This window comes from Streptomyces sp. NBC_01508 (assembly GCF_045040315.1).
Lineage (GTDB): Bacteria > Actinomycetota > Actinomycetes > Streptomycetales > Streptomycetaceae > Streptomyces.
Genome location: NZ_CP109419.1, coordinates 3,148,369 through 3,162,760 on the forward strand (window position 1 = coordinate 3,148,369; position 14,392 = coordinate 3,162,760).

A 14,392-nucleotide genomic window follows, 5' to 3' on the forward strand; every position below is an offset into this window, starting at 1 on the left:
CAACGCTCTCGTGCCGTGACTCTCCGTCAGCCTGTCGGCTTGAAAGTGCTGTACGCCGTCTCACGGAGCGTCCGGCACTCGTCGTCGTCCCACTCGCTCGCCTTGCAGGTGATCATGATCGCGTAGCCGTGGGTGGCGTCCACCTTGAAGCCGCGGTTGAGCACCCGCATCCGCTCGCCGCCCTGGTCGCGTTCGAATCCCCAGTCGGCGACGGTCGGATAGCCGTTGAACTGGACGGACTGGATCCCCAGGCGCTTGTAGTTGCCCATGGTGCCCTTTATCTGGCCTTCGAGCTGTTCCCAGGCGCGCTTCGCGTCGCCGGTCGGCTTGGCGTTGAAGTCGACCTGGACACGCGGGAATCCGCCGTCCTCGTTGTAGATGCCGCCCGAACTCGTACCGGCCGTACCGTTGCGCCTGAAGTCCTCGGGCATCGCCATGGAGAAGCGGAACTGCTTGTCCGTCACCGTCTTGAAGTCCTCGGGCACGCCCTTGCCGTCCGGACCGGAGCCGGAGTCAGCACCGTCGGAACCCGATCCCGAGTTGTCCGTGCCGGAGCCGTCGTCCGACGACTGGCCGTCCGAGGGCTTGTCGCCACCGGTGTCCTTGGCCGAATCCTGCTTGTCCTTGCCCGCCGTGTCTCCGGCGCCGTCGCCACCCGCCGTGGCCCCGGCCGACGCGGCGGTGTCGTCCTTGCCCGCGTCGCCCTTGGCGTTCGCGTCCGAGTCGCCGTTGAGAACGACGGCCAGGACGACGGCGAGGATCGCCAGCACGACGACCCCCGCGATGATCATCAGCGTGCGGCGCGGGACGACGTCGGTGAGCGACGCCCGCGTGGCCGTGGTCCGTGCGGTGTCCCCGCCCGGTGCGGCCGCGGGTGCGGACGGCGACGTGGTCGCCGCGGCCGTGCCCACGGCTCCCGCGCCGGCACCCACCGCCTTGCCCGGCTTCGTCCTGCCACCGGCGACGCTTGCGCTCGCGGCGGCGTCCTTCGTCCTGCCCTTGGCCCGGGGCGCGGGCTCCGGGGGAAGCGGCGGCAACGCCACGACCCGCGTCGCGTCGGCCGCAGGCTCGAGCAACTCCGAGAAGTCGGGGGTGTCGATGACGTCCTGGAGCAGCGCCCGCGCGCCGGCGTCGTCGAGCCGCAGCGCCGGGTCCTTGGCCAGCAGACCGTAGATGACCTCTTCCAGCGCGCCCGCGTTCTTCGGCGGGTCGAGCGGTTCGGTCATGACGGCGGTGAGGGTCGCGATGGCCGACCCCTTGTCGTACGGCGGGCAGCCCTCCACCGACGCGTAGATCAGCCCGCCCAGCGACCACAGGTCGGCGGCGGGGCCGGGCTTCTTGCCACGGGCGCGCTCCGGCGAGATGTACGAGGGGGCGCCGACGAGCATGCCCGTCGAGGTGACCGACGGATCGCCCTCCACCTGCGCGATGCCGAAGTCGGTGAGGACGACGCGTCCGTCCTCGGAGATCAGCACGTTGGACGGCTTCACATCCCGGTGCAGGATGCCCTCGCGGTGTGCCGAGCGCAGCACGTCGAGGACCGCGAGCCCGACCTCGGCGGCGCGCCTCGGGGTCAGGAGGCCGTCCTCGCGGACGGCCTCGGCGAGGGACTTGCCCTCGATCAGCTCCATGACGATCCACGGCCGGTCGTCCTCGTCCACGACGTCGTAGACCGTGACCGCACCGTTGTTACGGATACGGGCGATCGCCTTGGCCTCGCGCAGCGTGCGCGTGATCAGCCGGCGCTTCTCGTCCTCGTCGATGCTGGTGGGGAAGCGCAGCTCCTTGACGGCGACCGTACGGCCCAGTGTCTCGTCGACGGCCCGCCAGACCGTGCCCATTCCGCCGCGGCCGAGCACCTCGCCGAGCCGGTACCGTCCGGCGAGGAGACGTCCCTCGGGGCTCCCGTCGGCCCCGCCCCCGGTCTTGGCCTTCCCGGCCGTACCGTCCTTCTCGTGCTGGGGCTCCCGCGCCGTGTCCCGTGACTGCTCCGCCTCCGCCATGCGTCCCCTCTGCGATCCCTGGTGTCCGCCCGCGCTAGGGCCTGTCTTCGAACTGGCGCCTGCCGGGCGATGCCTGGCACGCATGCTCGCCGCGTCGTCGGAGTCGGCCCCGTACGCCCCGTACGAGGATGACCCTCCGCCTTGCGATCGCACGCACCAGACGCCGCCCGGCCCACCCTCCGGGCGGACGACGCCAGTTTGAGGACAGGCCCTACGCCTGCCCACGCGCAGCGCAGTAACGCGCCCTGACAGAGCCTCCATTGTCCCTCACTCCGGCGCATGCGATGCTCCCGGGTCCGCCATCCGCCGGGACGACGGCCCAAGCGGAGCCCGGAGCGGGGCCGTTGGGCGTGGTGCGGAGGATCGCACCGCTGGTCACGCCCTCGTTCGGGGCTCGAACAGGGGTGCCCGAAACAATCCTCCGAAAGATCGCATCGGGCGCCCCACCCGCCTCACATCACCTCAAACGCCCCTCCAGAACAGCCCCGTACATCACGACGCGCCTCGCGACGCACCTCATGACCGGCCTACGACCGGCATACAACCGGCCCACGACCGACCTCGCGACGGACCCCACCAAGGTCACCTCACAGCGGCACGATGTCCGGCGCGCCCAGCCGTGCAGCGTCCGCCGTCAGGTCGTCCGGCTGGCGCTGCGACTCGCGCTCCGCCTCCACCCGCTTCCGGTAGTGCTCGACCTCCTTCTCGATCTGACCCTTGTCCCAGCCGAGCACCGGCGCCATCAGCTCCGCGCACTCGCGCGCACTGCGCGTCCCCCGGTCGAACGTCTCGATCGAGATACGCGTCCGCCTCGTCATGACGTCGTCCAGATGGCGCGCCCCCTCGTGCGACGCCGCGTACACGACCTCGGCCCGCAGATAGTCCTCGGCGGCGCCCAGCGGCTCGCCGAGGCCGGGGTCGGCCGCGATCAGCTCCAGCAGCTCCTCGACCATCGCCCCGTAGCGGTTGAGCAGATGCTCCACGCGCACCACATGGAGTCCGGTCCGCGCGGCGATCCCCGCCCGCGCGTTCCACAGGGCGCGGTACCCCTCGGCGCCGAGCAGCGGGGTGTCCTCGGTCACGCAGGCCGCCACCCGCTGGTCCAGCCCGTGCACCGCCTCGTCCACCGCGTCCTTGGCCATGACCCGGTACGTCGTGTACTTGCCGCCCGCGACGACGACCATGCCCGGCACCGGATGCGCCACCGTGTGCTCGCGCGACAGCTTGCTCGTCGCGTCGGACTCGCCGGCCAGCAGCGGGCGCAGCCCCGCGTACACCCCCTCCACGTCATCACGGGTCAGCGGCACAGCGAGGACCGAGTTGACGTGTTCGAGGAGATAGTCGATGTCCGCGCTGGAGGCCGCCGGGTGCGCCTTGTCGAGGTCCCAGTCGGTGTCGGTGGTGCCCACGATCCAGTGCCTGCCCCACGGGATGACGAAGAGCACCGACTTCTCGGTCCGCAGGATCAGTCCGGTCGAGGAGTGGATACGGTCCTTGGGGACGACCAGGTGGATGCCCTTCGACGCCCGGACGTGGAACTGTCCGCGCTCGCCGATCAGCGCCTGGGTGTCGTCCGTCCACACCCCGGTGGCGTTGACGATCTGCTTCGCCCGGATCTCGTACTCACCGCCGCCGTCCACGTCCCGCACACGGGCGCCGACGACCCGCTCGCCCTCGCGCAGGAAGCCGACCACGCGGGCCCTGCTGGCGACACGCGCGCCGTAGCTCGCCGCCGTACGCACCAGGGTGGCCACGTAGCGCGCGTCGTCCATCTGCGCGTCGTAGTACTGCAAGGCGCCGACCAGGGCGTCCTTCTTGAGCGCGGGGGCCACCCGCAGCGCGTGGCGGCGGGAGAGATGCCGGTGTGTGGGCAGTCCCCTGCCGTGGCCCGACGAGAACGACATCGCGTCGTACAGCGCGACGCCCGATCCGGCGTACAGCCGCTCCCAGCCCTTGTGCCGCAACGGGTAGAGGAACGGCACCGGCTTCACCAGATGCGGGGCCAGCCGCTCCAGCAGCAGTCCGCGCTCCTTGAGCGCCTCCCTGACGAGCCCGAAGTCGAGCATCTCCAGATAGCGCAGTCCGCCATGGATCAGCTTGCTCGACCGGCTCGATGTGCCCGAGGCCCAGTCGCGCGCCTCGACGAGCCCCGTCGACAGTCCGCGGGTCACGGCGTCGAGCGCGGTCCCGGCGCCTACCACGCCCGCGCCCACGACCAACACGTCCAACTCGCGCTCGGCCATCCCTGCCAGAGCCGTGGCGCGCTCCTGCGGTCCCAGTGTCGCTGTCCTCACCGCTGTGCCTCCCGTCGCCCCCGTGTTGTTCGGGCTCTTCGATTCTGTCCGGACTCACCGACTTCAGCCACCGCCTGTGGACAACACCGGCCGAAGATCGGATCAGGCCCGCAAAATCCGCCGACATGTCCCACCATGTACGGCCATGTAATGACGCATATCGGTCATATTTACGCCTAGTCTGACATTGCGCTCGCTCGTTCTGTCCACACGGGTTGCGCCCTCTGTCCCCTCCGGTTATGGGAAAGGACGGCCCACATGCCCGCAGACCTCGCCGTCATCGGACTCGGCCATCTCGGCCTGCCCCTCGCCCAGGCCGCCGTGGCCGCCGGCATCGAGACCATCGGCTACGACACCGATCCACGCCCCGTCGCCGAGCTGGCCGCCGGCCGCACCCCCGTCGACGGCTCACTCACCGCGTCCGACGTACGCCGTATGCTCTCCGGCGGCTTCCGGCCCACCACCAACCCGACCGAGCTGGGCCGGGTCCGTACCGCCGTCATCTGCGTGCCCACCCCGCTGGGCCCCGACCGCACCCTCGACCTCAGCGCCGTCGGCGAGGCCGCCCGCGCCCTGGCCGCCCGGCTGCGCCCGCACACCACCGTGCTGCTCGAATCACCGGCCGGCCCCGGCACCACGGAGGGGTTCCTGCGCACCATCCTGGAAGAGGGCTCCGGGCTGCGGGCCGGACGCGACTTCCACCTCGCGTACTCCCCCAGCCGCCTCGACCCGGGCCGCCGCACCCACGGCACCGCCGGCACCCCCAAGGTGATCGGCGGACTCACCCCGGCCTGCACCGAATCGGCCGCCGCCTTCTACGGACGCCTCACCGACAAGGTGGTCCGGGCGCGCGGACCGCGCGAGGCCGAGACCGTCAAGCTCCTCGAAACCAACTTCAGGCACGTCAACATCGCCCTGGTCAACGAGATGGCCGTGCTCTGCCACGACCTCGGCGTCGACCTCTGGGACGTCATCCGGTGCGCCGAGACCAAGCCGTTCGGCTTCCAGGCCTTCCGCCCCGGCCCCGGCGTCGGCGGCCACGGCGTCCCCATGGACCCCAGCTACCTCCCGCACGCGGGCCGCACCCCCGGCCACCCGCTGCGGATGGTCGGCCTCGCCCAGGAGATCAACACCCGCATGCCGCAGTACGTGATCCAGCGCTGCGCCACGCTCCTCAACGAACACGGCAAGTCCGCCCGCGGCGCCCGCGTCCTGCTGCTCGGCGTCACCTACAAGCCGGACCACGCCGACCAGGAAAGCTCGCCGGCCACCGAGATCGCCTGCCGGCTGATGGACCTCGGCGCCGCCGTCAGCTACCACGATCCCTACGTCCCCGACTGGCGCGTACGCGATCTGCCGGTGCCGCGCGCCGACTCCCTCTACGAGGCCGCGGCGCACGCCGACCTGACGCTCCTGCTCCAGCACCACCGCACGTACGACCTCCAAGGGCTCGCCGTGAAGGCGCAGTTGCTGCTCGACACCCGGGGAGCGAGCCCCGCGGGCGCGGCGCACCGGCTCTGAGCCGGCGGCCCACCCGTACCGCACCGCGAGGCAATTGCCTACGGCGGTGTCGTGGCGGACTGCTATGGTCCAGGGCGCTCGCACAACGGTGCGGGCATTCCCTGGGGGGATCCTTCACATGAGCCAGTCCGTTCCGCCGCCCGGAAACCCGTTCGCCGGCGGCCCCGTCCCGCCCGGCCCCGGCAACCCCTTCGCCGGCGGCCCCGGTAACCCCTTCGCCCCGGCCCCGCCGGTCCGCGACAACGTGGGTCTCGGTCTGGGGGCCGCGGTCGGTGCCGCGATCGTCGCCGCCGCGATCTACGGCGGCATCGCCGGTGCCATCGAGAACGAGATCAGTTTCGCCGCGCTCGCCGTCGGCTTCGTCATCGGCTGGGTCGCGGGCAAGGTCGGCGGCCGTAACCCGATCCTCGGCGTGGTCAGCGCCGTACTCGCGCTGGCCGCCGTCTACCTGGGGCAGATCTTCGGCATGGCGATCATCGGGGCCGACGAGTTCGGTGTGCCGGTGACGGACATGCTGTTCGACAACTTCAGTCTGCTGACCGAGGCGTGGAACGAGAGCAAGGACGTGACGACGTTCCTCTTCCTCGCCCTGGCCGCGTTCGCGGCGTTCTCGGGCGCCAAGAAGTCCGCCTCCTGAAGAGGCCGCACACACGGGTGCCCCGGACCGTGTGCGGTCCGGGGCACCCGCGTCTTGCGTTGTGGCCGGTGTCAGCGGCTGTGCTGCGAGTCCGCGACCGTCACCTCGACGCGCTGGAACTCCTTGAGCTCGCTGTAACCGGTCGTCGCCATCGCCCGCCTGAGCGCGCCGAAGAAGTTCATCGAGCCGTCCGGGCTGTGCGAGGGGCCGGTCAGGACCTCCTCGGTCGTCCCGACGATCCCCAGGTCCACCAGCTTGCCGCGCGGCACGTCCTCGTGGACGGCCTCCATGCCCCAGTGGTGCCCCTTGCCCGGCGCGTCGTTCGCCCGCGCCAGCGGGGAACCCATCATCACCGCGTCGGCCCCGCACGCCACGGCCTTCGGCAGGTCGCCGGACCAGCCGACACCGCCGTCCGCGATCACGTGCACGTACCGGCCGCCGGACTCGTCCATGTAGTCGCGCCGGGCGGCGGCCACGTCCGCGACCGCGGTCGCCATCGGCACCTGGATGCCCAGCACGTTACGGGTGGTGTGCGCGGCGCCGCCGCCGAAGCCCACCAGCACCCCGGCCGCGCCGGTGCGCATCAGGTGCAGCGACGCGGTGTACGTGGCGCAGCCGCCGACGATGACCGGGACGTCCAGCTCGTAGATGAACTGCTTCAGGTTCAGCGGCTCGGCCGCGCCCGAGACGTGCTCGGCGGAGACCGTCGTACCGCGGATGACGAAGATGTCCACCCCGGCGTCCACGACGGCCTTGGAGAACTGCGCGGTGCGCTGCGGCGAGAGCGCGGCGGCCGTGACCACGCCCGAGTCGCGCACCTCCTTGATGCGCCGCCCGATCAGCTCTTCCTGGATCGGCGCGGCGTAGATCTCCTGGAGCCTGCGGTTGGCGGTCGCCTCGTCCAGCTCGGCGATCTCGTCCAGCAGCGGCTGCGGGTCCTCGTAACGGGTCCACAGCCCTTCGAGGTTGAGTACGCCGAGACCGCCCAGCTCACCGATGCGGATCGCCGTACTCGGCGAGACCACGGAGTCCATGGGTGCGGCCAGGAACGGCAGCTCGAACCGGTAGGCGTCGATCTGCCAGGCGATCGAGACCTCCTTGGGGTCGCGGGTGCGCCGGCTGGGGACGACGGCGATGTCGTCGAAGGCGTACGCGCGGCGTCCGCGCTTGCCGCGGCCGATCTCGATCTCAGTCACGATGTGTGGGCCTTTCCTCTGCGTCTGCGGCTCCAGTATCCCCGACACACCGATGCCGCCGGTGAGTGGCCACCGGCGGCATCGGGAGGGTTCAGTGCCTGGTGTAGTTCGGTGCCTCGACCGTCATCTGGATGTCGTGCGGGTGGCTCTCCTTGAGACCCGCCGCGGTGATCCGCACGAACCGCCCTTTGCGCTCCATCTCGTCGATGGAGGCCGCGCCCACATAGCCCATGGTCTGCCGCAGCCCGCCGATCAGCTGGTGCAGGACGGCGCCGAGGGGGCCCCGGTAGGGCACCTGGCCCTCGATGCCCTCGGGCACGAGCTTGTCGTCCGAGGAGACGTCCGACTGGAAGTAGCGGTCCTTGGAGTACGAGCGGGCCTGGCCACGTGACTGCATCGCGCCGAGCGAGCCCATGCCCCGGTACGACTTGAACTGCTTGCCGTTGATGAACTGCAACTCGCCCGGGGACTCCTCGCACCCGGCGAGCAGGCTGCCGAGCATGACGGTGCTGGCGCCCGCGGCGAGCGCCTTGCCGATGTCGCCCGAGTACTGGAGGCCGCCGTCGCCGATCACCGGGATACCGGCGGCCATGCAGACGGACGCCGCCTCGTAGATCGCCGTGACCTGCGGGACACCGATACCGGCGACCACACGCGTGGTGCAGATGGAGCCGGGGCCGACGCCCACCTTGACGCCGTCGACACCGGCGTCGATGAGCGCCTTGGCGCCGTCACGGGTGGCGATGTTGCCGCCGATGACATCCACGCCGACGCTCGACTTGATCTTGGACATCCAGCTGAGCGCGTTGCCGCTGTGGCCGTGCGAGGTGTCGACGACGAGGAAGTCGACCCCGGCTTCGGCCAGCGCCTGGGCGCGCTCCAGCGCCTCCTGGCTCGCTCCCACGGCGGCGCCGACGAGCAGCCGGCCCTCGGCGTCCTTGGCGGCGTTCGGGTACTTCTCCGCCTTGACGAAGTCCTTGACGGTGATGAGGCCCTTGAGGATGCCGGCGCCGTCGACCAGCGGCAGCTTCTCGATCTTGTGGCGGCGCAGCAGCTCCATGGCGTCCACGCCGGAGATGCCGACCTTGCCGGTGACCAGCGGCATGGGGGTCATGACCTCGCGCACCTGCCGGCCACGCTCCGACTCGAAGGCCATGTCGCGGTTGGTGACGATACCGAGGAGCTTGCCGGCGGCGTCGGTGACGGGGACGCCGCTGATGCGGAACTTCGCGCACAGCTGGTCGGCCTCGGCGAGCGTGGCGTCCGGGTGGACCGTGATCGGGTCGGTGACCATGCCGGACTCGGAGCGCTTCACGAGGTCGACCTGGTTGGCCTGGTCGGCGATGGAGAGGTTGCGGTGCAGGACACCGACACCGCCCTGGCGGGCCATCGCGATCGCCATCCGCGCCTCGGTGACCTTGTCCATGGCCGCCGAGAGCAGCGGGATGTTCACCCGCACGTTCCGGGAGACCTGGGACGCGGTGTCGACCTGGTTGGGCAGCACCTCCGAGGCGCCCGGCAGCAGCAGCACGTCGTCGTATGTCAGCCCGAGCGTCGCGAACTTCTCGGGCACTCCGTCGACGTTTGCAGTCATGACACCTTCCCCAGATGGCCTTGATCGGTGCGGATGTCCATGCTAACGGGCGTCGCGGGGGTCTCATTCCACGGTCACCGTGATCGGTCACCGTGATCAGGGCCACGGGCGGTGCCCTACTGCTCGGCGAGCGCCCGCAGTCTGCTGAGCGCGCGGTGCTGCGCGACCCGTACGGCGCCCGGCGACATCCCCAGCATCTGGCCGGTCTCCTCGGCGGTCAGCCCCACGGCGACCCGCAGCACCAGCAGCTCGCGCTGGTTGTCCGGGAGGTTGGCGAGCAGCTTCTTCGCCCACTCGGCGTCACTGCTGAGCAGCGCGCGCTCCTCCGGGCCGAGGGAGTCGTCGGGGCGCTCGGGCATCTCGTCCGAGGGCACCGCCGTCGAGCCCGGGTGCCGCATGGCGGCCCGCTGGAGATCGGCGACCTTGTGCGCGGCGATGGCGAAGACGAAGGCTTCGAAGGGCCTGCCGGTGTCCTTGTAGCGCGGCAGCGCCATCAGGACGGCGACGCAGACCTCCTGCGCGAGATCCTCCACGAAGTGGCGGGCGTCACCGGGAAGTCGGTTCAGCCGGGTGCGGCAGTAGCGCAGCGCGAGGGGGTGCACATGGGCCAGGAGATCGTGCGTGGCCTGCCCGTCCCCCTCGACGGCACGGTGAACGAGCGCACCGATCACCGTGGTCTCGTCCTCGCGCATCCGACCATCGTGCCTCGGCCGCCGCTGATCCGTGGCACCGCGTTCATAGTTGTGCACCGAAGCGTTATGAGCAGGTGCGCCGGAACTCATCTCCCGCGCCCTCCCCTTCCGCTCGCCCGACTCGTCCCCGAGGAACTCCACAACTCAAGGATGCGGCATCGGGCGGGAAACTGTGGCGTACGGGCACGGTGACCCGCTCCGCCGCCCCGCCCGCCGCACGGCAGACGGGGTTCCGCGACTGTCCGGACGAGCTGTCCGCAACCGCTGCGACCAGGCGTTAGCGGACGAGACCCCAGCGGAATCCGAGAGCCACGGCGTGCGCGCGGTCCGAGGCGCCGAGCTTCTTGAACAGCCGCCGGGCGTGCGTCTTGACCGTGTCCTCGGAGAGGAACAGCTCACGCCCGATCTCCGCGTTCGACCGGCCGTGGCTCATGCCTTCGAGCACCTGGATCTCGCGCGCCGTGAGCGTGGGCGCGGCGCCCATCTCGGCCGACCTGAGCCGGCGCGGGGCGAGCCGCCAGGTCGGGTCGGCGAGCGCCTGGGTGACCGTCGCGCGCAACTCCGCGCGGGACGCGTCCTTGTGGAGATAGCCGCGGGCACCGGCGGCGACCGCGAGCGCGACACCGTCCAGATCCTCGGCGACCGTGAGCATGATGATCCGGGCGCCCGGATCGGCGGACAGCAGCCGGCGGACGGTCTCGACACCGCCCAGACCGGGCATGCGTACGTCCATCAGAATCAGGTCCGAGCGGTCGGCGCCCCAGCGGCGGAGGACTTCCTCTCCGTTGGCCGCGGTCGTCACGCGCTCGACGCCGGGCACGGTCGCAACCGCGCGGCGAAGCGCCTCTCGGGCAAGCGGGGAGTCGTCGCAGACGAGGACGGATGTCATGGCCGCCCTCCGCAGCTGATGCGCGTCACCTTGAGCCTCCAGGCTGAGTACATGTGGTCACCTGTGCGATTGACGCCATCGGACATGTGCCCGATCGCTTGTTCCTTCAACCGCCTCGACCACTCAACGACGGTCACTCGAAAGAGTTACGGGTCCGGAATCGCCTTCGGCACTCTACGTGAGGGGGCGCACACAGAGCAGAGCCTCGCAGGTCATCGTTCGATCACTCTGAGCTATGCCCCATTTAGCGCCATTTCTTCCCTTTTGCTGGTGTCTGTGGCTAGATTCGCAATGAGTCATATTTACATCTACTTACACAGGAGATGTACGGTCGTGAGCACGATGTGGTCAGCGCGTCGGGCTCGCACCCGGCGCCCTGGGGCGCATCCCACGCGCCCTGGAGCCTGACCCGAAGACAGGCCCTGGCGGCCCGTATCCGCCTCCACGGATTCAAGGGGACATGAGCAATGGCAGATTTCTCCCGCCTTCCCGGACCGAACGCAGATCTGTGGGACTGGCAGCTCCTCGCGGCCTGTCGCGGCGTCGACAGTTCGCTGTTCTTTCACCCGGAGGGAGAGAGGGGCGCGGCACGCAGCGCCCGCGAGACCTCGGCCAAGGAGGTCTGCATGAGATGCCCGGTCCGCGCGCAGTGCGCGGCGCACGCGATGGCGGTGCGGGAGCCGTACGGCGTGTGGGGCGGGCTCACGGAGGACGAACGCGAAGAACTGATGGGGCGCGCCCGCACCCGGTTGATCGCGACCTCGGGGACGAGCGGGTCGGGTCGCGCCTGACCCGCGACAGAACAACGCAGAAACGTTCCTGCGCTTCCCGGCGACACTTCCCACCGACGCTTCCCACCGACACCTCCCGCCGACGCCGTCCCCGCCGACGCCCTCCTACAGAGGTGTCGGCGGGAAGCCTCCGTAAGAGGGGGCGTCGGCGGGAAGCCTCCTCAGGAGGGGCGTCAGCGCGAAGCGGCCCGTTCCAGTTGGTCCAGCGTCGCCGCCACCGCCGGGACCCGCGCCAGATCGGGCAGGGTGAGCGCGACGATCTCGCGCCGGACGGCGGGCTCGACGGTGACCGTACGAGCGGCCTTCGGCAGCACCGACTCCATGGCCAGCTCCGGCAGGAACGCCACCCCGAGCCCGGCCCCGACCAGGCCGATCACCGCCGGGTAGTCGTCCGTCGCGAAGTCGATACGGGGAGTGAAGCCCGCCCTCTCGCAGGCGTCCACCAGTTGGTGACGGCAGCGCGGGCAGCCCGCGATCCAGGACTCGTCCGCGAGGTCGCCGATGGCGACGGAGGCGGCCCCGGCCAGCCGGTGCCCCTCGGGGAGCAGTCCCACCAACCGGTCGGTGAGCAGCGGCCGTACGACCAAATCGTCCCACTCGTCGTCGCCGCCGGTGGAGTCGTAGCGGAAGGCCAGCGCCACGTCGCAGTCGCCGTCGCGCAGCATCTCGACGGAGCGCGGCGGTTCGGCGTCCACGAGCGAGACGCGCGTGCCCGGGTGGGCGGCGCGCAGGGCGGCCAGTGCGGTGGGGACCAGGGTGGAGCTGCCGCTGGGGAACGAGACCAGCCGGACCCGCCCGGCGCGCAGGCCCGCGATGGCGGCGACCTCCTCCTCGGCGGCGGTGAGCCCCGAGAGGATGCCCGTGGCGTGCCGTACGAGCGCTTCGCCGGCCTGGGTGAGCCGCATCGCGCGGCTGGTCCTGATCAGCAGGGTCGTACCGACCGACGCTTCGAGGACTTTCATCTGCTGGCTGACGGCGGGCTGGGTGCATCCCAGGTCCCGGGCGGCGGCGGAGAACGAGCCGGTGGCGGCGACGGCGCGCAGGACACGGAGATGGCGGGCTTCGATCACCCTCCAAACATAAGTGAAACTTGGAGATACCGAGAAATTCGGGGCGGAACATTTGAGAGGCACGGACTCCGCGGCGGGGTTAGCGTGCTGGTCATGAAGCTTCTGACCGTGAATGTGGGGCGGCCCACGGCCGCCGAGTACACGGACGCGCCGGGCGGCGCGACCGGCATCGACAAGCGCCCCGTGGACGGCCCGGTCGCGGTGCGCGACCCCGGCCGGAAGGGCACCGGGGCCAGCGGTGTCGCCGGGGACGCCGTCTGCGATCTGCGCCACCACGGCGGCAGCGAACAGGCGGTGTACGTGTACGCGCGGGAGGATCTGGACTTCTGGGAGCGGGAGTTGGGCCGGCCGCTGGCCAACGGCGGCTTCGGCGAGAATCTCACGACGTCCGGTCTCGATCTGAACGGGACGTTGGTCGGGGAGCGTTGGCGGGTCGGCCCGGATCTGATACTGGAGGCGACCAGCGGCCGGATCCCGTGCCGTACGTTCGCGGGCCATCTCGGCGAGCAGGGCTGGGTGCGGCGCTTCACCCGACAGGGCGTCACCGGCGCGTACTTCCGGGTCGTCGAGCCCGGCGAGATCCGGTCGGGCGACGCGATCGAGATCGTGCACCGGCCCGGCCACGACGTGACGGTGGCGCTCGCCTTCCGGGCCGTGACGACGGAGCGCGAGCTGCTGCCGCGGTTGCTGGCCGCCGGAGAGGCCCTGCATTCCGAGGAGTTGAGGACCGCGCGGGAGTACGTGGCCAAGTACGGCGACGGCGCGGCGTAGGGCTGGAGCGGCGCGGGAGTGGCGCGGGAGTGGCACCGCGATACGGCGCGGCGGGTGAGGGCCGTGTAAGGGGTGCTCCCTGGGACGGTCGCTCGCGCCGGTCGCGCGACCGTCTAACGTGCCGCATATGACGACTGCTTTGATTACGGGCGCGACAGCGGGGATCGGCGCCGCCTTCGCGCGGCGGCTGGCGGCGGGCGGCACCGCCCAGTCCGGCGGGGTGGGAAGCGGCCACAACCTGGTGCTGGTCGCCCGCGACACCGAACGCCTTCAGCGCCAGGCCACCGAACTCCACGACCTGCACGGCATCGAGGCGGAGGTGCTGACCGCCGACCTGGCCACGGACAAGGGCATCGCGGCGGTCGAGAAGCGCCTCGGCGACCGCAAGCATCCCGTCGATCTGCTGGTCAACAACGCGGGGTTCGCGAACAAGGGCCGGTTCCTCGACGTCTCGATGGCCGACGAGCTGACCATGCTGAAGGTGCACTGCGAGGCGGTGCTGCGGCTGACGTCGGCCGCGGTCACCGGGATGAAGGAGCGCGGGCGCGGCGGTGTGGTGAACGTGGCGTCGGTGGCCGCGTTCGTGCCGCGCGGGACGTACGGCGCGTCGAAGGCGTGGGTCGTGCAGTTCACCCAGGGCGCCTCGCGGGATCTGGCGGGGACCGGGGTGCGGCTGATGGCGCTGTGCCCCGGCTTCACGCGGACGGAGTTCCACGAGCGGGCGGGGATGGGGACGGACAACATCCCCAACTGGATGTGGCTGGACGCCGACAAGCTGGTGACGGCGGCGCTGGCCGACCTGGCGCGCGGCAAGACGGTGTCGGTACCCGACCCGCGCTACAAGGCGCTGATGGGCGCGGTGAAGCTCGCGCCGCGCGGGCTGCTCGGCGGGATCACGTCGAAGACGGGGCGCAAGTACGGTCCGCGGTAGCTC

12 protein-coding genes are annotated in these 14,392 nt (G+C 70.9%); 5 read left to right on the forward strand and 7 right to left on the reverse strand.

The window, feature by feature from the left end; all coding sequences use genetic code 11:
• Positions 1-26: 26 nt before the first annotated feature.
• Together OG700_RS14295 and OG700_RS14300 are read right to left on the reverse strand one after the other, a co-directional pair.
• Positions 27-2,003 (reverse strand): serine/threonine-protein kinase, encoded by a 1,977-nt coding sequence (locus OG700_RS14295; protein ID WP_405613472.1) that lies wholly within the window; start codon positions 2,001-2,003, stop codon positions 27-29.
• 587 nt (positions 2,004-2,590) lie between these two features.
• Positions 2,591-4,297: a glycerol-3-phosphate dehydrogenase/oxidase gene (locus OG700_RS14300; RefSeq protein ID WP_405613474.1), complete on the reverse strand. Its 1,707-nt coding sequence runs from the start codon at positions 4,295-4,297 to the stop codon at positions 2,591-2,593.
• Positions 4,298-4,555: 258 nt separating this feature from the next.
• Here OG700_RS14300 and OG700_RS14305 point away from each other — a divergent pair, with 258 nt between their 5' ends.
• Together OG700_RS14305 and OG700_RS14310 are read left to right on the forward strand one after the other, a co-directional pair.
• Positions 4,556-5,818, forward strand: coding sequence for a nucleotide sugar dehydrogenase (locus tag OG700_RS14305; RefSeq protein WP_405613476.1), 1,263 nt, complete (start codon positions 4,556-4,558; stop codon positions 5,816-5,818).
• Positions 5,819-5,936: 118 nt separating this feature from the next.
• Positions 5,937-6,455 (forward strand): hypothetical protein, encoded by a 519-nt coding sequence (locus OG700_RS14310; RefSeq protein ID WP_405613478.1) that lies wholly within the window; start codon positions 5,937-5,939, stop codon positions 6,453-6,455.
• Positions 6,456-6,526: 71 nt separating this feature from the next.
• Here the strand turns inward: OG700_RS14310 and OG700_RS14315 are convergent, their stop codons facing one another.
• From OG700_RS14315 to OG700_RS14330, 4 genes are all read right to left on the reverse strand, one after another.
• Entirely contained in the window at positions 6,527-7,651 is a 1,125-nt protein-coding gene (locus tag OG700_RS14315) for a GuaB3 family IMP dehydrogenase-related protein (protein WP_405613480.1), read from the reverse strand.
• Positions 7,652-7,742: 91 nt separating this feature from the next.
• Positions 7,743-9,245 carry an IMP dehydrogenase gene (gene guaB / locus OG700_RS14320; protein ID WP_405613482.1) on the reverse strand — a complete coding sequence of 501 codons (1,503 nt, stop codon included), beginning with the start codon at positions 9,243-9,245 and terminating at the stop codon, positions 7,743-7,745.
• 116 nt (positions 9,246-9,361) lie between these two features.
• Complete coding sequence (locus OG700_RS14325; protein ID WP_405613484.1) at positions 9,362-9,937, reverse strand: sigma-70 family RNA polymerase sigma factor; 576 nt, start codon at positions 9,935-9,937, stop codon at positions 9,362-9,364.
• A gap of 277 nt (positions 9,938-10,214) precedes the next feature.
• Entirely contained in the window at positions 10,215-10,826 is a 612-nt protein-coding gene (locus tag OG700_RS14330) for a response regulator transcription factor (RefSeq protein WP_003948568.1), read from the reverse strand.
• 467 nt (positions 10,827-11,293) lie between these two features.
• On the opposite strand from OG700_RS14330, the gene OG700_RS14335 reads away from it, so the two are divergent.
• Positions 11,294-11,617, forward strand: a complete 324-nt coding sequence (locus tag OG700_RS14335; protein ID WP_405613486.1) for a WhiB family transcriptional regulator — start codon at positions 11,294-11,296, stop codon at positions 11,615-11,617.
• A 173-nt stretch (positions 11,618-11,790) separates the two neighbouring features.
• Here the strand turns inward: OG700_RS14335 and OG700_RS14340 are convergent, their stop codons facing one another.
• On the reverse strand, positions 11,791-12,687 hold the full coding sequence (locus OG700_RS14340) for a LysR family transcriptional regulator (RefSeq protein ID WP_405613488.1): 897 nt from the start codon (positions 12,685-12,687) through the stop codon (positions 11,791-11,793).
• Positions 12,688-12,780: 93 nt separating this feature from the next.
• On the opposite strand from OG700_RS14340, the gene OG700_RS14345 reads away from it, so the two are divergent.
• Both OG700_RS14345 and OG700_RS14350 read left to right on the forward strand, forming a co-directional pair.
• Positions 12,781-13,458: an MOSC domain-containing protein gene (locus OG700_RS14345; RefSeq protein WP_405613490.1), complete on the forward strand. Its 678-nt coding sequence runs from the start codon at positions 12,781-12,783 to the stop codon at positions 13,456-13,458.
• Between the two features lie 127 nt (positions 13,459-13,585).
• A complete protein-coding gene (locus OG700_RS14350) occupies positions 13,586-14,389 on the forward strand; it encodes an SDR family NAD(P)-dependent oxidoreductase (protein WP_405613492.1) in 804 nt (267 codons plus the stop codon).
• The last annotated feature ends 3 nt before the right edge of the window (positions 14,390-14,392 follow it).

Bases quoted from the DNA above. Each gene is read 5' to 3' on its own strand.
- OG700_RS14310 (WP_405613478.1), top strand. From the start codon at position 5,937: ATGAGCCAGTCCGTTCCGCCGCCCGGAAACCCGTTCGCCGGCGGCCCC.
- OG700_RS14345 (WP_405613490.1), top strand. From the start codon at position 12,781: ATGAAGCTTCTGACCGTGAATGTGGGGCGGCCCACGGCCGCCGAGTAC.
- OG700_RS14350 (WP_405613492.1), top strand. From the start codon at position 13,586: ATGACGACTGCTTTGATTACGGGCGCGACAGCGGGGATCGGCGCCGCC.
- OG700_RS14325 (WP_405613484.1), bottom strand. From the start codon at position 9,937: ATGCGCGAGGACGAGACCACGGTGATCGGTGCGCTCGTTCACCGTGCC.
- OG700_RS14295 (WP_405613472.1), bottom strand. From the start codon at position 2,003: ATGGCGGAGGCGGAGCAGTCACGGGACACGGCGCGGGAGCCCCAGCAC.
- OG700_RS14335 (WP_405613486.1), top strand. From the start codon at position 11,294: ATGGCAGATTTCTCCCGCCTTCCCGGACCGAACGCAGATCTGTGGGAC.
- guaB (WP_405613482.1), bottom strand. From the start codon at position 9,245: ATGACTGCAAACGTCGACGGAGTGCCCGAGAAGTTCGCGACGCTCGGG.
- OG700_RS14330 (WP_003948568.1), bottom strand. From the start codon at position 10,826: ATGACATCCGTCCTCGTCTGCGACGACTCCCCGCTTGCCCGAGAGGCG.
- OG700_RS14305 (WP_405613476.1), top strand. From the start codon at position 4,556: ATGCCCGCAGACCTCGCCGTCATCGGACTCGGCCATCTCGGCCTGCCC.